An 18,135-nucleotide genomic window follows, 5' to 3' on the forward strand; every position below is an offset into this window, starting at 1 on the left:
GGGCGTCGGCGGGTTGCGCTGGGCGTCGGCGGATTGCGCCGGGCGTCGTACCTCGGTATGGGCTGGTCCGCCGCGAGGCGGACGCGCTCCCCGGGGCGGGTGCGGTAGCGTCGCAGACCGACCAGCAACCGCCCACGAGAGGACGATGTCAGCCGTGTCAGAGGACGCCACCACCGCCACCGCCGAGCCGACGGGTGCGACGGGGGGTCGACGACCGCTGCGCGTCCTGATCGCAGCCGACACCTTCCCGCCGGACGTCAACGGAGCCGCCACGTTCGCCGAGCAGCTCGCCGTCGGCCTCGCCGAACGCGGGCACGAGGTCCACGTCGTCGCGCCCGCCTCCAGCCGCCACTACGGCACGTTCGACGAGGAGCACCGCGGGGTCACCCTCGTCGTGCACCGGCTGAAGTCGTACAAGTGGCCGCTGCACGCCTGGCTCCGCTTCGTCTGGCCGTGGAGCGTGCGGAAGTGGACCGCCCCCATCCTCGACGCGGTGAAGCCCGACGTCCTGCACATCCAGTCCCACGTCGTGATCGGCCGCGGGATCGTGCACGAGGCGCACGACCGCGGCATCCGGATCGTCGCCACGAACCACTTCATGCCGGAGAACCTGCTCGAGTACACGCCGTTCGGCAAGCGCACGCTGCCGATCGCGCTGAAGATCGCGTGGAACGACGCCGCGAAGACCTACCGGCTCGCCGACACCATCACCACCCCGACGAACCTCGCGGCGGACTACCTCCGCCGGGCGATCGCGGGGCAGCGGGTCCTCGCGATCTCCTGCGGCATCGACGCCTCGCGGTACGTCGCACGCGAGGGACGGCCCGCGAACAACGACATCGTCTTCGTCGGCCGGGTCGCGCCCGAGAAGAACCTCGACGTGCTCGTCCGCGCCCTCGCGGTGCTGCCGGCCGAGCTCGAGGCGACCCTCACCATCGTCGGAGACGGCGAGATGATCCCGAAGCTCAAGGCCCAGGCGAAGGAGCTCGGGGTCGAGGACCGCGTGCGCTTCCTCGGCTTCGTCCCGGACGAGGTCAAGCGGCAGGCACTCACGAACGGCACCGTGTTCGCGATGCCCTCCACCGCGGAGCTGCAGAGCATCTCGTCGCTCGAGGGCATGGCGTCCGGGCTGCCGGTCGTGGCCGCCGACTCGATGGCGCTCCCGCACCTCATCGACGGCAACGGGTACCTGTTCACCCCGGGCGACGAGCACGACCTCGCGGCGAAGCTCACCGCCGTGCTGACCGCTCCCGACGACGAGTACGTCGCCATGCGGGCACGCAGCCTGGCCATGATCGAGGCACACGACATCAACCGCACGCTCTCGACGTTCGAGTCGCTGTATCGTGGGGAGCCGGTGGCCTGACGGTCCCCGGCGAGGGGCGGTAGCCAAGCTGGTCAAGGCAGTCGGCTCATAACCGAACGATCCGCGGGTTCGAGTCCCGCCCGCCCTACGTGCACCTGCCGAGAAAGCGCGAGACGCCCCCAGAGGACCACAGCCCCACGCCGAACGTGACGTTCGAGGTCGGGCGGGGTGGCACCGGCGTGCGCGTCAACGCCTTCCGCATCGGCTTCATGGGCGCGATCGGCGTCCTCGTCGCCCTGGTGGCGGGCTCCATCATCCACCAGCTGTCGACCGTCCTCGTGTACATCGGGGTCGCGCTGTTCCTCGCGCTCGGCATCGACCCGCTCGTGTCGTTCCTCGAGCGGTTCGTGCCGCGGTGGGTGGCGATCACGGTCGTGGTCGTCGGGGTCCTCGCCGCGTTCGCCGGCGTCGTGTTCGCGGTCGTGCCGCTCCTCGTGCAGCAGGCGACGAACCTCATCCAGAACTTCCCGGAGATCGTGCAGGACGTCTTCCACCAGGAGTGGGTGCGGAACCTGTCCCAGCAGTTCTCGGGCTCGTTCGACATCGACCACGCGCTGCAGTCGGTGCAGTCGTTCGTCGAGAACCCGGGCAACCTGCTCAGCCTCGGCGGCGGCATTCTGGCCGTGGGCAGCGGCATCCTGTCCGGTCTGACCGGCGCCGTCATCGTGATCATCCTCATGCTGTACTTCCTCGCGTCGATGCGCGGGATGAAGTCGATGGCCTACCGGTTCGTCCCGGCGTCCCGGCGGCAGAACTTCATCGACGTCAGCGAACAGATCACCCAGGCCGTCGGCCGGTACGTCGTCGGGCAGATCTCGCAGGCGCTCATCAACGGCATCCTGAGCCTGGTGTTCCTGCTCATCATCGGCGCCCCGCTGCCCGTGCTGCTCGCCTCGTTCGCGTTCCTCGGCTCGCTCATCCCGCTCGTCGGGACCCTCGCGGCCGCGATCGTCATCTCGCTGCTGTGCCTGTTCGCCTCGCCGGCGACGGCCCTCGCCGCGGGCATCTACTACCTCGTCTACATGCAGGTCGAGGCGTACGTCATCTCGCCGCGCATCATGTCGCGTGCCGTGCAGGTCCCCGGCGCGCTCGTCGTCATCGCGGCCGTGGCCGGCGGCACGATCGGCGGTGTCCTCGGGGCACTCGTCGCGCTCCCCGTCGCGGCGTCGGTGATCATCATCGTGCAGAAGGTCATCTACCCACGACAGGAGCAGTCGTGAGCGCGTTCGACGAACACGTCGCCGAGCGCGACCGGTGGGCCGTCAGCGCTCGCGGCCCGCTCGCCCTCGTGAACGCCCAGCGCGTCGACCACGCGCAGCCGGTGTGGCCGGTCCCGGGGCAGTGGGCTCCGGCTCCGGGCGGACTCACCGTCACCGCGTCGACGACCGACGGCGTGAGCGTGGACGGCGATCCGGTGGACGGCACCGCGCTGGTCGCCGGTGACGAGGCCGTCGTCCCCTCGATGGTGTCCTTCCCGGACGGGCTCTCGGGGACCGTCTCCCGCGGAACCCTGCGCGTCTGGGACCCCGCGTCCGAGGCGATCGCGCGCTTCGCCCGCATCGCACGCTTCGACCGGTCCGACGGGTGGGTCACGTCGGGCAGGTACACACCGGTGGACGGCCAGGAGGCGCGTGGCAGCGTCCTCGACGCCGCCGGCGACGCGCTCGAGGTCGCCGGGCACATCGAGACGGCCTTCGGCGGCACCACGGTGCGACTGGTGGCGGTCCGGTCGGCGCCGTTCCGAGGGTCGGCGCGGCTGCAGCTCATCGTCCAGGACGCCACGAGCGCGCTGCCCGAGGACGACTCCGGGAGCACCTACTCGATGGGACGCTTCCTGTACCTCGACGACCCCGGCGTCGATGCCGACGTCGAGCTCGACTGGAACCTGCTCGTCCTGCCGCCGTGCGCGTTCTCGTACCAGTACGCCTGCCCGATCCCGCCCGAGGACAACCGCATCCCGGTGCCGATCACGGCGGGGGAGCGGCACCCCGTGGACGCCGACGGGCACGTCCTGCACTGACCCGCGGAGCGCCGCGCCCCTGATCCGACGCAGCGTCTGGCGTTCCCAGCGCGCAGGCTGCATAATGGGCGTGTCCGCAAGGACATCACAATCAGATATCGATGGTTCCGAACGAACCTCCGTGGTCCAGGTCGATGGGGAAGTCGCACCTGACGAATCGGAGGAATCGTGGACGGAACGACCACCGGGGTGCTCTACGTGCACTCCTCACCACGCGCGCTCTGCCCGCACGTCGAATGGGCAGCAGGTCGCGCCATGCGTCGCGCCGTGAACTTCTCGTGGCTCGACCAGCCGGCACAGGACGGCGCTCGGCGCACCGAGTTCACCTGGACCGGCACCGTCGGCACGGGTGCTGCGATCGCGTCGGCCCTGCGCGGTTGGGAACACCTCCGGTACGAGGTGACCGAGGAACCCACCTCCGCATCCGACGGCGGCCGCTGGATGCACACGCCGGACCTCGGCGTGTTCTACGCGCAGACGGACGTCAGCGGCAACATGGTCGTCCCCGAGGACCGTGTCCGCTACGCGATGGAGGTCGCCGGGAGCAACGCGCTCGAACTCCACCGCGAGCTGCGTCTGGCGCTGGGGCAGGCGTGGGACGACGAGCTCGAACCGTTCCGCCACGCCGCCGAGGGCAATCCCGTCGTCTGGCTCCACCGCGTCGGCTGACCCGACGCTCCTCCGCGCGCGAACGCCGCCCCGCCGCTCGGCCGGGCGGCGTTCGCCGTCCCCGGCGCGGGCGCCCGCCGGCCGGCTGCGGGCGCTGCCGGCTGCGGGCGCTGCCGGCTGCTGTTCCGGTCGCACGACATGCCGCGCGCGGCCGTTCTGGTCGCACAACACGCCGCCGGGGCCGGAGGTGAGCGGCAGGTCGTGCGACGAGAGCGCCCCCGCCGCTCGGCGCTCCCGGCTGCGGTTCCGGTCGCACGACGTGCCGCGCGCGGCCGTTCTGGTCGCGCAACACGCCGCCGGGGCCGGAGGTGAGCGGCAGGTCGTGCGACGAGAACGCCCCCCGCGCCGCCCCGCGCGCGACGAAGGCCCGCCCCGACGACGCGGGACGGGCCTCCAGGACTGGTGTCAGACGGTCCGGAACGCGACGACGGCGTTGTGCCCACCGAAGCCGAACGAGTTGCTCACCGCGAGCAGATCGCCCTGCGGCAGCTCGCGCGGCGCCGTGGCGACGTCCATCACGATCTCGGGGTCCTGCTGGGTGAGGTTGATCGTCGGCGGCGCGACACGGTTGTGCAGCGCGAGGACGGTGAACGCGGCCTCGATCGCACCGGCACCACCGAGCAGGTGTCCGGTCGACGCTTTGGTCGCCGAGACCACGATGTCGTCGAGGTGGTCACCGAAGACCCGGCGCATGGCGTGGTACTCGGCGACGTCACCGACGGGCGTCGAGGTGGCGTGCGCGTTGACGTGGACGACGTCCTCGCGGGCGGCCCCGGCGTGCTCGAGCGCCTGCAGGACCGCACGTGCGGCCGCGCTGCCCTCGGGGTCCGGTGCGGTGATGTGGAACGCGTCCGAGGTGATGCCGGCGCCGGCGACCTCGGCGTAGATCTTCGCGCCGCGGGCCTCGGCGTGCTCCTTCGTCTCGAGGATGAGCGCCGCGGCGCCGTCACCGAGCACGAAGCCGTCGCGCGTGACGTCGTACGGGCGCGACGCGGTCTCGGGGGAGTCGTTGCGACGCGACAGCGCCTGCATGGCCGCGAACGCCGCGAGGGGCAGCGGGTGCAGCGCGGCCTCGGCGCCACCGGTGATGACGATGTCCGCGTCACCGCTCGCGACGTGGCGGTACGCCTCGGCGAGGGACTCGGTCGAGGACGCGCACGCGGAGAGGTACGTCCGGGCGCCACCACGGGCACCGAACTCCATCTCGATGGCGGCGGCGGGGCCGTTCGCCATGAGCATGGGGACGGTCATCGGCATGACACGGCGCGGACCCTTCTCGCGCAGGGTGTCCCACGCGTCGAGGAGCGTGTTCACGCCGCCGATGCCGGTCGCCCAGTCGACGATGAGGCGTTCGGGGACGACGGTCTCGGCGTCGATGCCGGCGTCGGCCCACGCTTCACGCGCCGCGACGAGGGAGAGCTGCGACGACGGGTCGAGGCGCTTCGTCTCGGGGCGGGTGAGCTGGTCGGTGAGGAAGCGGCGCGCCTGGCCGGCGAACTCGACGGGGAGTTCGAGCTCGGCGTAGCGCGGGTCCTCGATGCGGGTGATGCCGGACTTGCCGGCGAGCAGCGCCTCCCACGTCTCCGGGGCGGTCGCGGCGAGGGGTGTGATCGCACCGATCCCGGTGACGACGACGGTCTTGTTGGTCATGGAACGACGTGTTCTTTCGTGTGGACTGGCAGTGCGTCGGAGGGCGCCCCGCCCGGACCGGCCGAGCGCCGGCGGGTGAACGAGACGAGCGCCGCGGACCGCGGTGTGTCCGCGGCCGCGGCGCTCAGGAAGCTCGCGTCAGGCCTGGGCCTTGACGATGTAGTCGACGGCGTCGCCGACGGTCTTGAGGTTCTTGACCTCTTCGTCGGGGATCTTCACGTCGAACTTCTCCTCGGCGTTCACGACGATGGTCATCATCGAGATCGAGTCGATGTCGAGGTCGTCGGTGAACGACTTGTCGGCGGCGACGGTGTCGGTCGCGATGCCGGTCTCGTCGTTGATCAGCTCGGCCAGGCCGGCGAGGACTTCTTCGTTGGACAGGGCCATGAGTGTTCTCCTTGGGGGGTGTCGTTTGACCGTGGACCAGCCTAGGGCACGAGTGGTGCTCGCGCCCGGAGCCGGGCCGGGGATCGTCGACCGTCGACGAGCGCCGGTGGAGCGGGTGGTGGGGTGGGCTAGGGGAGGACGACGACCTGTGCGCCGAACACCAGACCGGCGCCGAAGCCGATCTGCAGCGCGAGGCCGCCGGACAGCTCGGGGTGCTCCTCGAGCAGGCGGTGCGTGGCGAGCGGGATGCTCGCGGCCGAGGTGTTGCCGGTGGTCGTGATGTCGCGGGCGATCATCACGGAGTCGGGCAGGCCGAGCTGCTTCGCGAACTCGTCGATGATGCGGATGTTCGCCTGGTGCGGCACGAACGCCGCGAGGTCGGACGGCTGCACACCGGCGGTCTCGAGCGCTTCCCGGGCGACCTTGACCATCTCCCAGACGGCCCAGCGGAACACGGTCTGACCGGCCTGCCGTATCGTCGGCCGCGCGGCCCCCGCTTCCCACTCGTTGTAGGTGGCGGTCATCCCGATGGCGTCCCACTTCGAGCCGTCGGAGCCCCAGATGGTCGGGGCGATGCCGGGGAAGTCGCTCGGCCCGACGATCGCGGCGCCGGCGCCGTCGCCGAGCAGGAACGAGATCGACCGGTCGGTGGGGTCGACGATGTCGCTGAGCTTCTCGGCGCCGACGACCAGCACGTGGTCGGCGATGCCGGACTTCACGAAGGAGTCGGCCTGCGCGATGCCGTAGGCGTAGCCGGCGCACGCGGCGCTGATGTCGTACGCGGCCGCGGGCGCTGCGCCGATGCGCTCGGCGAGCAGCGACGCCATCGAGGGCGTGGCCACGGTGTGGGTGACGGTGCTGACGAGGACGACGCCGATCTGCGACGGCTCGAGTCCGGCCTTCGCGATCGCGTCGAGCGCTGCCGCCTCGGCGAGGTCGACGGCTTCGACGTCCTGGCCGGCGCGCATCCGCGTGATGATCCCGGTCCGCTGGCGGATCCACTCGTCGGACGAGTCGATCGGGCCGACCAGGTCGTCGTTCGGCACGACGTTCTCGCCGCGGGCCGCGCCGAAGGCGAGGATGCGGGTGAACTCGTGGCCACGACGCTGCGCGAGCATCGGCCTGGAGGCGCGGCTCGGCTCGGTCGCGTCCGCGGCGGCGGACGAGGGGGTGACGTCGGTCATGCGGTTGCTGCTGCTTCCTGGCCTGCGGACTGCGCGTCGCTCTGCAGGAGCTCGATCGCTGCGGGCAGGTCGTCGGGGGTCTTGATGGCGACGGTCGGCGTGCCGCGCAGTCCGCGCTTCGCGAGGCCGACGAGGGCGCCGGCGGGGGCGAGTTCGACGATGCCGGTCACGCCGGCTGCCGCGAAGGACTCCATCACGGCGTCCCAGTGCACGGGGTTCGCGATCTGCTGGACCATGAGGTCGACGAAGCGTCGGCCGTCGTCCACGCGGGAGCCGTCGGCGTTCGTCCAGATCGGGAGCGTCGGCTCGTGGACCGTCGCGGCGGCGGCGACCGGGGCGACCCGCTCGACGGCGGAGGCCATGTACCGGGTGTGGAAGGCGCCGGCGACCGCGAGCGGGACGACCCGGGCCTTCGCGGGCGGGTCGGCGGCCAGGGCGGCGATGGCGTCTGCGGCTCCGGCGACGACCGTCTGCCCGCCGCCGTTGTGGTTCGCGGGCACGAGGCCGTGCGCGGTGAGTGCTGCGGCGACCGCGTCGGCGTCCCCTCCGAGGACCGCCGCCATCGACGTGGGTTCGAGCGCCGCGGCGTCCGCCATCGCCCGGCCGCGCTCGGCGACGAGGGCGAGGGCGTCGGACGGGTCGAGGATCCCGGCGACGGCGGCGGCGGTGAACTCGCCGACCGAGTGACCGGCGACACCGCCGACGAGGGCACGTCGGCCCTCGGCGAGCAGCGCGTCGGCGGTCACCAGGCCGGCTGCCACGATGAGCGGCTGCGCGAGGGCGGTGTCCTTGATGGTGTCGGCGTCGGACTCCGTGCCGTGCCGGACGAGGTCGACGCCGATGGCCTCGGACCACGCCCCGACGCGGTCTCGCACGGACGGTTCCTCGAGCCAGGGGGCGAGGAAGCCGGGGGTCTGGGAGCCCTGTCCGGGCGCGACGACGACGATCACCGGACAATCCTCCCGGCCGGGTCCCGTCGTGCCCGTGTGGAATCCCGACACGAATCAGGACTGAACATTGTGGATTTCCTAGCGGCGGTGCGGGATCCGCCGTCGGCCGGCGTTCGACTCGGACATCGCACCGAGGATGAGGGCCGACTGCACGATGAGGGCGTCCCGCGCGTGCGTGGCGTCCCACCCGATGATGTCGGCGACGCGGCGCAGCCGGTACCGCACCGTGTTCGGGTGGACGAAGAGCTCCCGCGCCGTGGCCTCGAGCGACCGCCCGGTGTCCAGGTAGCACCACAGCGTCTGCAGCAGTTCGGTGGACTGGTCCTTGAGCGGGACGTAGATGCGCTGCACGAGGGCGGACCGCGCGAGCGGGTCCCCGGCGAGGGCCCGTTCGGGGAGGAGGTCGTCAGCCAGTGCCGGACGGGGAGCCCCGCGCCAGGCCCGCGCGACGGCGAACCCGGCGAGGGCGCCCTTCGCGCTCGTGGACGCGTCGACCACGCCGGGGACCTCGTTGCCGAGCACCAGGTGACCGTCACCGAACGACGGCTCCAGGGCCTGGGCGATCGCGGTGAAGGACACCGGTTCCTCGCCCTCGGGGACGTCGTCCCGGGGTGTGGCGCGGCCGATGACGACCACGAGCCGGGATCCCTGCACGCCGATGAGCACGTCGGCGTCCATGTGCCGGGCGGTGCGACGGATCTGGTCGACCTCGAGCTGCTTCGGGGCGTTGCCGACGAGCACCGCGACCTCGCCGTGACCGTGCCAGCCGAGGGCGGCGATGCGCGAGGGCAGCTCGTCGTCGTACTCGCCGGAGAGGATCGAGTCGACCACGAGCGCCTCGAGGCGGGCGTCCCAGAGGCCACGTGCCTCGGCGGCGCGGGCGTAGACGTCGGCGGCGGCGAAGGCGATGTCCCGCGAGTACTTGAGGATCGCCTCCTGCAGCATCTCGTCGTCCTTGGCGCGTTCCTCGACGACGGAGACGACGACGCGGATGAGCTGGAGCGTCTGCTGCAGGCTCACCGAGCGGAGGAGTTCCCGCGGCGCCGATCCGAACACGTCGGCGGCGGCGATCCACGGCGTGCTCGCGGTGCCCTCGAGCCAACTGATGAAGGACGTGATGCCGGCCTGAGCCACGAGGCCCACGGCGGACCGGCGGCCCGGGGGCATCTCGCTGTACCAGGGGAGCGTGTCCTCGAGCCGCTTGATGGTGGCGGTGGAGAGTTCACCGGACACCTGACGGAGCCAGGAGAGCGCCCGCTCGCGCGCGCTCTCCTGGCTCTCGGCGTCCGGTCGGACCGTCGTCACGTGGGGATCAGGCCTCTCCGCCGGCGCTGCCGGTGGTGCCGGCGGTGACGTCGTGCAGGCGGTACTTGTCGATCGCCTGCTGGACGAGGGCGTGGTCGACCTTGCCCTGCTTCGCGAGCTGCTGCAGCGTCCGCACGACGACCGAGGGGCCGTCGATGTGGAAGAAGCGGCGGGCGGCCGGACGGGTGTCCGAGAAGCCGAAGCCGTCGGCGCCGAGCGTCGCGTAGTCGGTGGGCACGAACGGACGGATCTGCTCCTGCACGGCGTGCATGAAGTCGCTCACCGCCACGACCGGACCCTCGGTGCCGAGCAGGCGCTCGGTCACGTACGGCGTGCGCGGGGCCTCGTTCGGGTTGAGGAACGCGTGCTGCTCGGCGTCCAGACCGTCGCGGTACAGCTCACCCCAGCTCGTGACGCTCCAGACGTCCGCCGAGACACCCCAGTCGGACGCCAGGAGTTCCTGGGCCTCGAGGATCCACGGCACCGCGACGCCGGAGGCGAGCAGCTGGGCCTTCGGGCCGTCGTGCTCGCTGCGGCGCAGCAGGTACATGCCCTTGACGATGCCCTCGGCGTCGACGCCCTCCGGCTCGGCCGGCTGCACGATCGGCTCGTTGTAGACCGTGAGGTAGTACATGACGTTCGGGTCGGCGTGCTTCGGCGAGCCGTCCTCGTTCGTGCCGTACATCCGCTCGAGTCCGGCCTTGACGATGTGCCCGATCTCGTAGCCGTACGCGGGGTCGTACGACACCACGGCCGGGTTCGTCGTGGCGAGGAGCAGCGAGTGGCCGTCGGCGTGCTGCAGGCCCTCGCCGGTCAGGGTGGTGCGCCCGGCGGTGGCGCCGATCATGAACCCACGGGTCATCTGGTCGCCGGCCGCCCAGATCGCGTCACCGGTGCGCTGGAACCCGAACATCGAGTAGAAGACGTAGACCGGGATGAGCGGCTCGCCCTGGGTCGAGTACGAGGTACCGACGGCGGTGAAGGCCGCGAGGGCGCCCGCCTCGTTGATGCCGACGTGGATGATCTGCCCCTGCGGGCTCTCCTTGTAGGCGAGGAGGAGCTCACGGTCGACCGACGTGTAGTGCTGGCCGTTCGGGTTGTAGATCTTCGCCGTCGGGAAGTACGCGTCCATGCCGAACGTGCGCGCCTCGTCGGGGATGATCGGCACGACGCGGTCGCCGAAGTCCGGCGAGCGGAGCAGGTCCTTCAGCAGGCGGGCGAACGCCATGGTCGTGGCGACCTCCTGCTTGCCGGAGCCCTTCTTGACGACCTGGTACTTCGAGTCGTCGGGCAGCGTGATCGACGTGTACTTGGTCCGGCGCTCCGGCACGTACCCGCCGAGCTCGCGCCGGCGCTCGTGCATGTACTGGATCGCCTCGTCGTCGTTGCCGGGGTGGTAGTACGGCGGCGTGTACGGGTTCTCCTCGAGCTGCGCGTCGGAGATCGGGATGCGCATCTCGTCGCGGAACTGCTTGAGGTTGTCGAGCGTGAGCTTCTTCATCTGGTGCGTCGCGTTGCGCCCCTCGAAGCTCGGGCCGAGGCCGTAGCCCTTGACCGTCTTCGCGAGGATGACGGTCGGCTGCCCCTTGTGCTCGGTCGCCGCCTTGAAGGCCGCGTAGACCTTGCGGTAGTCGTGGCCGCCGCGCTTGAGGTTCCAGATCTGGTCGTCGGTGTAGTCCTTGACCAGTTCGAGCGCCTTCGGGTCACGCCCGAAGAAGTTCTCGCGGACGTACGCGCCGTTCTCGGCCTTGTACGTCTGGTAGTCGCCGTCCGGCGTCTGGTTCATGAGGTTGAGGAGCGCGCCCTCGGTGTCGCGGGCGAGCAGGTCGTCCCACTCGCGGCCCCAGACGACCTTGATGACGTTCCAGCCCGCACCGCGGAAGAAGGCCTCGAGCTCCTGGATGATCTTGCCGTTGCCGCGGACCGGGCCGTCGAGGCGCTGCAGGTTGCAGTTGATGACGAAGTTCAGGTTGTCGAGGCCGTCGTTCGCGGCGACCTGGAGCTGTCCGCGCGACTCGACCTCGTCCATCTCGCCGTCGCCGAGGAACGCCCAGACCTGCTGGTCGGAGGCGTCCTTGATGCCGCGGTTGGAGAGGTACTTCGCCTGCTGCGCCTGGTAGATCGCGTTGATCGGGCCGATGCCCATCGACACGGTCGGGAACTGCCAGAAGTGCGGCATGAGGCGCGGGTGCGGGTAGGACGACAGCCCGCCGCCGGCGTGCGACTTCTCTTGGCGGAAGCCGTCGAGCTGGTCCTCGCTGAGCCGGCCCTCCATGAAGGCGCGGGCGTACATGCCGGGGGAGGCGTGGCCCTGGAAGAAGACCTGGTCGCCGCCGGACGGGTGGTCCTGCGCGCGGAAGAAGTGGTTGTAGCCGACCTCGTACATGGCGGCGCTGGAGGCGTACGTCGAGATGTGGCCGCCGACGGCGATGCCCGGCCGCTGCGCGCGGTGCACGGTGATCGCGGCGTTCCACCGGATCCACCGGCGGTACCGGCGCTCGAGTTCCTCGTCACCCGGGAACTCCGGCTCGTTCTCCGGCGCGATGGTGTTCACGTAGTCCGTGGTCGGGACCATCGGCACACCGAGGTGCAGTTCCTTCGACCGCTTGAGCAGGCTGAGCATGATCTCGCGGCCGCGCTGGTGGCCGTGGGTCTGCACCAGGCCGTCGAGGGACTCACGCCACTCGGCGGTCTCCTCGGGGTCCTGGTCGTTGCTGCCGTGGCTGTACGGGTCCTGGTCGTTCACCGTCACCCTTGACCTCGTTCGTTCTCGTGGTGGTGGACATCGTGGGCCACCGGTGGTCGGGTCACGACCGGATGGGGGCCCCGACCACTCTAGGCCCACTCACCGACCGTCAGCCTGAGGGTGACGTGCACGTGGACGGGTGCTTGCATTCGGGTGACGTCGGCGTACGATTGCCGATCGTGCACACGCGACCCGTGCGTGCGCGAGGACACCGGGCACACCCCACGCCCGAGGAAGAAGCAACGCACTGATGGCACTGGAGATCGGCTCACTCGCGCCGGACTTCGAACTCCCGAACCAGTTCGGGGAGCACGTCCGCCTCAGCGACTTCCGTGGCGTCCGCCCGGTCGCGCTCGTCTTCTTCCCGCTGGCGTTCTCGTCCACGTGCACGAACGAGCTGTGCGCGCTGCAGGACAACATCGCGATGTTCCAGGACCAGCGGGTCGAGCTCATCGGCATCTCGGTCGACTCGAAGGCGACGCTCCGCTCGTTCGCCCAGTCGAACGGGTACGACTTCGAGCTCCTCGCCGACTTCTGGCCGCACGGCGCGGTGTCGAAGGAGTACGGCGTGTTCCTCGAGAAGAAGGGCTTCGCGAACCGCGCGACCTTCGTCATCGACGTGCAGGGCCGGATCAAGGCCTCGATCATCTCGGAGCCGGGCGTGGCCCGCGACGTGACCGAGTACAAGGCGGCGCTCGACCGGCTCGCCGCCTGCGCGGCACCCGTCCCCGTCGGCTAGCGCTCCGAACCCTCCACGACGCCGACGCGTCGGTCGGACTGGAGGAACGGTGCAGGACACGGACACACGCCCACGCGCGCAGGCGGTCGCTCCCGATCCCTACGCACCCTTCCCGGTCGTCGACGACCCCGCCGGGTGGGGACTGTCCCGGACGGTCGTCCGGACCTCGAGCGGCCCGGTGGTCGTGCACCACCGCAGCGGCCGCGACCCGCTGCTCCTGCTCCACGGCGTCGCCGGCTCCTGGACGACGTGGACACCGCTGCTGCAGGCGTCCGGTGGCGCGGGAGACCGCGGGCTCGTCCTCGTGGACCTGCCCGGCTGGGGGTCGTCCCCGGCACCGGAGGAGCCGCTCGACCCCGACGCCTCGGTGCGCGTGCTGACCGAGGTCCTCGACGCCCTGTCCGTCCCGGACGCCGACGTCGTCGGACACTCGATGGGCGCCTTCGTCGGGATGCACCTCGCCGTCGTCGCCCCCGACCGCGTCCGCTCGGTGTCGCTCGTCTCGGGCACGACCGTCGCCACCGCCGACGCCGCACGGCACCCGATCCGCGGGCTGTCCACCCTGCCCGCCTTCACACTGCTCCGCGCCGGCCTCACCGTCACCGGAGCGGCGGCGCGCCCGATGCTCCGGGTGCTCGACCGGATCGGTCTGCTCCCGCTGCTCGCGGCACCGGTGTTCACGCACGTCCGCGAGCTCGACCGGAGCGTGCTCGACGCCTTCGTCGAGGAACTCCGGCCGACCGGGTTCACGGCTGCCGCCCGCGCGGCGGCGACGTACGACCTCGGGCGCTGGCGGACGGTGACGTGCCCGGTCACGGCGATCGCCGGACGTGACGACGTGTTCGCGCGGACGTCGGACCTCGACGCGTTGCGAGCGCTCCTCCCGCAGGCGCGCACGGTCCTCCTCGACGACTGCGGGCACTTCGCGCACGTCGAGCGCCCGGCCGCGGTCGCCCGGACCCTCGGCCTGGCCTGACGCCGAAGGGCGCGGGGGCGTCCGGGCTCAGGCGTGCACGGGGAACGCCGCCGCGACCCGGGACCGCACCTCGGCCTGCACGGCCTCCCGCATCACCGGTGAGAACAGCGAGTGGTCACCGCCCGGCACACGGACGACCTCGACGCTGCCGGGCCGTCCGCGTGCGGGCCACCGGCGCACCGCCCGGGGACCGCCGAGACGGTCGAACAGCTCGGCGTCGACCGGCGACGTGACGAGCACGACGTCGGTGCCGTGCTCGACGAGCGGCCGGACGTGCTCGACGACCCCGCCGGCCCGGTCGCGACGGGCCGCTCGGTCGCGCACCCACCGCGGCACGAGTGCGTTGTACCAGCTGCGGACCCGGAGGCGCAGGGTCGAGGGCTCGTCGATCGCGCGCAGGGCGTCGGCGACGGACCCGACCGGTGCGGGGCGGCGGCGGTAGTCGTTGGGGCTGATCTCGAGCACGAGCCGCGGGGACACGTCGACCGACCGGCCGGCCAGCCACGCACCGGCGCACATGCCGGCGAGGACGAGACGTCCGGCGGGCACGGCCAGGGCCCGCACCACCGCGGTCTGGTCGTCGATCCAGTCCTGGGTGAACATGCGGGAGCGTTCGTCCGCGCGCACCGTGGTGCTCTCGCCGGTCCCGCGCCGGTCGAACCGGACGACACGGGCACCGTCGCGTGCGAGGCTCCGGGCGAGCGCCACCTGGTAGTCGGACGCCCCCACCCGGTGTTCGGCGGCACCGTTGTGCAACACCACCACCGGGGCGTCCTCGTCCTGCCCGGACGCCACCGTCTCGACGGCGAAGAGCCGGTCCGGCCCGAGGTGGACGATGCGTTCGGACACCCGGGTGTCGACGTCGAGGACCTCGTCGAGCACCGGCGGGACGACGGGCACCGCGGTCGTCGGGGCCCAGGCGTCCACCCACGCCACCACCGCGTCGACGGCGGACCGCGGGATCCGGGCCACCATGCTCGTGCCGTCGAGGAGCTCCGCGCTGCCCGTGACCTCGGCGGTCGGCACGCCGACGAGCGACGCAGGTGCGGTGCTGCCCGGGCGGACGAGCGCCACGGACGGGCCGGAGCGCGGGACGAACACGAGCGTGGACAGCGCCGCCGCCTCCTCCGCGTCCAGGTCGATGCCGACGAGGCTCTCCACACCGTCGCGCACCCGGTCGGGGCCGATCGTGATCGCCGCGAGTGCGCGCTGCTTCCGCAACCAGGCGCGCCCCGATGCCGGCGCGTCCCAGAGCACGAGGCCGTCGGCGTCGGCCGCCGCCGCGGCGGCGACGGGTGCCGCGGAGGACAGCCCGACGAATGCGATCCGCTCGACGCCGGTGGAGCGGAGCAGCGCCGCCGCGTGGCGCGCGGACCGGACCTGCGCGTCGGGTGCGGGGTCGGGGGCGGAGTCCCCACGTCCGGACGGGTCGTAGCGCACCGCTGCCACGCCCCGCGCCTCCAGGCAGTCGGCCACCAGCCGCAGCGTGCGGTACGCGATCACGCCCTCCTGCCCGAGGGGCGGACAGAGCACCACGCCCGCGCGGGCGGCGATCGGGAGGTGCACGGCGACGCGCAGCGCCGGACGACCCGACCAGCCGTGCCGGACGGTCACAGCGCGAGGGCGGCCCGGACCCCCGCCGGCCACCTGTCGGGATCCGTGCCGTGGGCCGCGAAGAGCGCGATCGTGACCCGTTCGAGTCCGAACGCGACGCAGGCGCTGTGCGCCACCTCGCCGTCGGCGCTGCGGATGGCGAAGGCGCTGCCGAAGTGGTCCTCGTGGAGGTTCGCGGAGCCGATCGCGGTCGCCGGGTGGTCCGGCCCGTACACCGGCGTGACGAACTCGTACTTGAGCGACTGCTCGACCTGGCTGCGGGCGAGCACCTGTCCGACCCGGCCGAAGAACGGGTCGTTCGCGGGCACGACGTCGATCTCCAGGCCGAACGACTCGAGCGTGTCCCGGATGCTCGCGATCCGGCCGTCACGGTGCGCCCTGGCGCTCGCCGCGGTCCCCACGTGCACGAACTCGTGCATGTGGAAGGCCTGGAGGCGCATCGGGTCGAGCGACGGCTCCCGGCGGAACGAGTCGCCGAGGACGTCGAACGTCCGCCCGCCGACCGGCAGGTCGCCGGAGAGGAGACCGTACAGCGGGTGGCAGACGGCCGGGGTCAGCATGAGGTCCGCCGGCTCGAGGAACGACTCCCACCGTTCCCCGCGCTCCCTCGCGGCGAGCAGGGCACGGTGGTCGCGGTTGTCGCCGGCGAAGCCCGAGACGGCCGCCGCGAGGTCGGGGAACGACGCGATGTAGTCGGTGCGCTCGAACGCCGCGAGCGGTTCCACGGGCGGGAAGCGCAGCACCTCGGCGTCGAGGTCGGCCTGGCTGCGCACGGCCGCGGCGTCGACGGCCCCGTACACCCGCTCGAAGACGCCGGTGCGTCCGTAGAGGCCGGGGGAGCCGATGTCGACGAGCACACCGTCCCGGAGCAGGCGAGCGCGGAGGTCGGCGCGCGCGGCGTCGAGCGCCGTCACGGTGTCCGGGACGGTCGTGGGTTCGGTGACGGTCACAGGATCGCTCCGCTCATGAGCGCCAGACCCGCGTCGTTCTGGAGCAGCCGGTCGTTGCTCACCATGACCGCCGCGCCGTGGCTGTCCCGCAGGTGTCGGGCGAGGCTGGTCGGTCCGGACGCGGCAAACCCGGCGATGCCGACGATCCGGAGCGCGGTCGTCACGAGGTCCGTCACGCGTTCCGACGCCTGGATCTTCAACGCGTTCGCAGCGAGTGCGAACGCGGGGGACTCGAGGACCTCGGGGTCGTCCGCGGCGGCGTCGAACCGCGCTGCAGCGTGCCGCACGGAGTCCGCGAGGGTCTGCAGGTCGACGAGGAGCTCGGCGAGCCGGAGTGCTCCGGGCGTCGTCTGTCCGATCGAACCACGCGCCTGCCGGCGGACCGCTCGGCGTGCACGGTCGGCGGCGTCCGCGGCGATGCCGAGCCACGCCGAGGCCCAGAGGACGTGCGACACCGGGAGCACGGTCTGCGCCGAGATCGTCCCGTAGTCGTCGCGGAGGATGCGGTCCTCGTGGGTCTCGGCGTCGAGGATCCACCCGTTGCTGCAGGTCCCGCGCAGACCCAGGGTGTCCCAGGTCGACGTCTGCGTGAGCGTCGTCTCCGCGGGCAGGCAGATCACCAGGCGCTGGTCGGACGGCGCCGCGTCCGGGTCGCGTCGGGCCGTGACGAAGACCGCGTCGGCCTCCGTCGCGTAGGAGATCACCGGGGCGTCCTTGTGGAGGCGCACGCGGCCCTCGACGTCGGGTTCGATGGCGCAGGTGCTGCGCCGCGCGTCGCCACCGATGCCCCGCTCCGTCGTCGAGGACGCCACGAGCGCCCCGGCGCGCACCGCCTCAGTCATGGCGGTGACGCCGAGTGCGACGCCGCCGTGCCGCCAGAGCGCCATCGCCTGGCCGTGGTGCATGGCGAACACCATGGCGGTGGCCGCACAGGCACGGCCGAGCTCGGTCGCGATGACGGAGAGTTCGGCCAGGGTGGCGCCCTCGCCGCCCAGCTCCGTCGGCACCGCCGCGGCGAGCAGTCCGTGCTCCTTCATCGCCGCGATCGCCTCCCGAGGTGGCCGGGCGTCACGGTCGACCTCGTCGGCGAACCGGGCCGCGACCTCGGCGACCAGGGCAGTGCGGGCAGCGAAGCGTCCGCCCGTCCCGACGACCTCGTCGAGGCCGACACCGGCCGGGTCGAGCACGGGGGTGCTCACGACGCCGCTCCGGCTGCCGCGGCGATCGACTCGATCGTCGCGAACGTCGAGCGGTGCAGGGCCGCGTCGGGGAACTCGACGTCGAGCGCGTCCTCGACCGCGAGCATGACGTTCACGGTCGCGTGCGAGGTGAGTCCGAGGGCGTAGAGGTCGGCGATCGACGCCACGTCCATGGCGTCGACGGTGAGTCGCCCGTGGTCGGCGAGCGCACGCCGGACGGCCCGCTCGGTCGTCGGGGTCGCGAGGGCGAGCGGGGTCGCCACGGTGGTCGGGTCCTGGTCCATGCAGGCAACCATAGGGAGGACGTCGGCCCGGAAAACCGCCGTCCGGGTGCGCGAAACCGCACGGCCGACCACCGATCCGAGCGACCCGACGGGCCT

The 18,135-nt window shown here is 72.0% G+C and carries 16 protein-coding genes and 1 tRNA gene; 7 read left to right on the plus strand and 10 right to left on the minus strand.

From position 1 onward, the window contains the following. Positions 1 to 145: 145 nt before the first annotated feature. The 5 genes from ACTJKO_RS10805 (at position 146) to ACTJKO_RS10825 (ending at position 4,055) form a co-directional block, all read left to right on the plus strand. The gene (locus tag ACTJKO_RS10805; RefSeq protein ID WP_440688505.1) at positions 146 to 1,366 is read left to right on the plus strand and encodes a glycosyltransferase; all 1,221 of its coding nucleotides are present in this window, start codon (positions 146 to 148) and stop codon (positions 1,364 to 1,366) included. A gap of 13 nt (positions 1,367 to 1,379) precedes the next feature. Beyond that, a tRNA-Ile gene (locus ACTJKO_RS10810) sits at positions 1,380 to 1,454 on the plus strand. Between the two features lie 58 nt (positions 1,455 to 1,512). Beyond that, positions 1,513 to 2,586, plus strand: coding sequence for an AI-2E family transporter (locus tag ACTJKO_RS10815; protein WP_440688507.1), 1,074 nt, complete (start codon positions 1,513 to 1,515; stop codon positions 2,584 to 2,586). Beyond that, entirely contained in the window at positions 2,583 to 3,386 is an 804-nt protein-coding gene (locus tag ACTJKO_RS10820) for a DUF1684 domain-containing protein (RefSeq protein ID WP_440688509.1), read from the plus strand. The genes ACTJKO_RS10815 and ACTJKO_RS10820 overlap by 4 nt, the downstream gene beginning before the upstream one ends. A gap of 168 nt (positions 3,387 to 3,554) precedes the next feature. Then, positions 3,555 to 4,055: a DUF3145 domain-containing protein gene (locus ACTJKO_RS10825; RefSeq protein ID WP_440688511.1), complete on the plus strand. Its 501-nt coding sequence runs from the start codon at positions 3,555 to 3,557 to the stop codon at positions 4,053 to 4,055. 405 nt (positions 4,056 to 4,460) lie between these two features. Here ACTJKO_RS10825 and ACTJKO_RS10830 read toward each other — a convergent pair whose 3' ends face one another. The 6 genes from ACTJKO_RS10830 to aceE form a co-directional block, all read right to left on the minus strand. After that, on the minus strand, positions 4,461 to 5,705 hold the full coding sequence (locus ACTJKO_RS10830; RefSeq protein WP_440688513.1) for a beta-ketoacyl-[acyl-carrier-protein] synthase family protein: 1,245 nt from the start codon (positions 5,703 to 5,705) through the stop codon (positions 4,461 to 4,463). A gap of 138 nt (positions 5,706 to 5,843) precedes the next feature. Continuing rightward, the gene (locus tag ACTJKO_RS10835; protein WP_022903951.1) at positions 5,844 to 6,092 is read right to left on the minus strand and encodes an acyl carrier protein; all 249 of its coding nucleotides are present in this window, start codon (positions 6,090 to 6,092) and stop codon (positions 5,844 to 5,846) included. Positions 6,093 to 6,220: 128 nt separating this feature from the next. After that, complete coding sequence (locus ACTJKO_RS10840; RefSeq protein ID WP_440688737.1) at positions 6,221 to 7,210, minus strand: beta-ketoacyl-ACP synthase III; 990 nt, start codon at positions 7,208 to 7,210, stop codon at positions 6,221 to 6,223. Between the two features lie 62 nt (positions 7,211 to 7,272). Next, positions 7,273 to 8,226: an ACP S-malonyltransferase gene (locus ACTJKO_RS10845; RefSeq protein ID WP_440688515.1), complete on the minus strand. Its 954-nt coding sequence runs from the start codon at positions 8,224 to 8,226 to the stop codon at positions 7,273 to 7,275. Positions 8,227 to 8,304: 78 nt separating this feature from the next. Continuing rightward, positions 8,305 to 9,531 (minus strand): PucR family transcriptional regulator, encoded by a 1,227-nt coding sequence (locus tag ACTJKO_RS10850; RefSeq protein ID WP_440688517.1) that lies wholly within the window; start codon positions 9,529 to 9,531, stop codon positions 8,305 to 8,307. A gap of 7 nt (positions 9,532 to 9,538) precedes the next feature. Beyond that, complete coding sequence (gene aceE / locus ACTJKO_RS10855; RefSeq protein ID WP_440688519.1) at positions 9,539 to 12,283, minus strand: pyruvate dehydrogenase (acetyl-transferring), homodimeric type; 2,745 nt, start codon at positions 12,281 to 12,283, stop codon at positions 9,539 to 9,541. Positions 12,284 to 12,527: 244 nt separating this feature from the next. On the opposite strand from aceE, the gene ACTJKO_RS10860 reads away from it, so the two are divergent. Both ACTJKO_RS10860 and ACTJKO_RS10865 read left to right on the plus strand, forming a co-directional pair. Then, the gene (locus tag ACTJKO_RS10860; protein WP_440688521.1) at positions 12,528 to 13,016 is read left to right on the plus strand and encodes a peroxiredoxin; all 489 of its coding nucleotides are present in this window, start codon (positions 12,528 to 12,530) and stop codon (positions 13,014 to 13,016) included. A 49-nt stretch (positions 13,017 to 13,065) separates the two neighbouring features. Beyond that, positions 13,066 to 13,992, plus strand: coding sequence for an alpha/beta fold hydrolase (locus ACTJKO_RS10865; protein WP_440688523.1), 927 nt, complete (start codon positions 13,066 to 13,068; stop codon positions 13,990 to 13,992). Between the two features lie 27 nt (positions 13,993 to 14,019). Here ACTJKO_RS10865 and ACTJKO_RS10870 read toward each other — a convergent pair whose 3' ends face one another. From ACTJKO_RS10870 to ACTJKO_RS10885, 4 genes are read right to left on the minus strand one after another with little or no spacing between them, the layout of a single operon-like run. Further along, entirely contained in the window at positions 14,020 to 15,606 is a 1,587-nt protein-coding gene (locus tag ACTJKO_RS10870) for an alpha/beta hydrolase (RefSeq protein WP_440688525.1), read from the minus strand. Next, positions 15,603 to 16,556, minus strand: a complete 954-nt coding sequence (locus ACTJKO_RS10875; protein WP_440688527.1) for an amino acid--[acyl-carrier-protein] ligase — start codon at positions 16,554 to 16,556, stop codon at positions 15,603 to 15,605. The genes ACTJKO_RS10870 and ACTJKO_RS10875 overlap by 4 nt, the downstream gene beginning before the upstream one ends. Further along, a complete protein-coding gene (locus tag ACTJKO_RS10880) occupies positions 16,553 to 17,755 on the minus strand; it encodes an acyl-CoA dehydrogenase family protein (RefSeq protein ID WP_440688529.1) in 1,203 nt (400 codons plus the stop codon). Before ACTJKO_RS10880 ends, ACTJKO_RS10875 begins: the two co-directional genes overlap by 4 nt. Then, a complete protein-coding gene (locus ACTJKO_RS10885) occupies positions 17,752 to 18,039 on the minus strand; it encodes an acyl carrier protein (protein WP_440688531.1) in 288 nt (95 codons plus the stop codon). Before ACTJKO_RS10885 ends, ACTJKO_RS10880 begins: the two co-directional genes overlap by 4 nt. Between the last annotated feature and the right edge of the window lie 96 nt (positions 18,040 to 18,135).

The organism is Curtobacterium sp. 22159, from assembly GCF_052045775.1.
GTDB lineage: Bacteria > Actinomycetota > Actinomycetes > Actinomycetales > Microbacteriaceae > Curtobacterium.

Excerpts from the sequence above, each read along its gene's own strand:
- ACTJKO_RS10835 (WP_022903951.1), bottom strand. The coding sequence starts at position 6,092 with ATGGCCCTGTCCAACGAAGAAGTCCTCGCCGGCCTGGCCGAGCTGATC.
- ACTJKO_RS10830 (WP_440688513.1), bottom strand. The coding sequence starts at position 5,705 with ATGACCAACAAGACCGTCGTCGTCACCGGGATCGGTGCGATCACACCC.
- ACTJKO_RS10885 (WP_440688531.1), bottom strand. The coding sequence starts at position 18,039 with ATGGACCAGGACCCGACCACCGTGGCGACCCCGCTCGCCCTCGCGACC.
- ACTJKO_RS10860 (WP_440688521.1), top strand. The coding sequence starts at position 12,528 with ATGGCACTGGAGATCGGCTCACTCGCGCCGGACTTCGAACTCCCGAAC.
- ACTJKO_RS10805 (WP_440688505.1), top strand. The coding sequence starts at position 146 with ATGTCAGCCGTGTCAGAGGACGCCACCACCGCCACCGCCGAGCCGACG.
- ACTJKO_RS10840 (WP_440688737.1), bottom strand. The coding sequence starts at position 7,210 with ATGCTCGCGCAGCGTCGTGGCCACGAGTTCACCCGCATCCTCGCCTTC.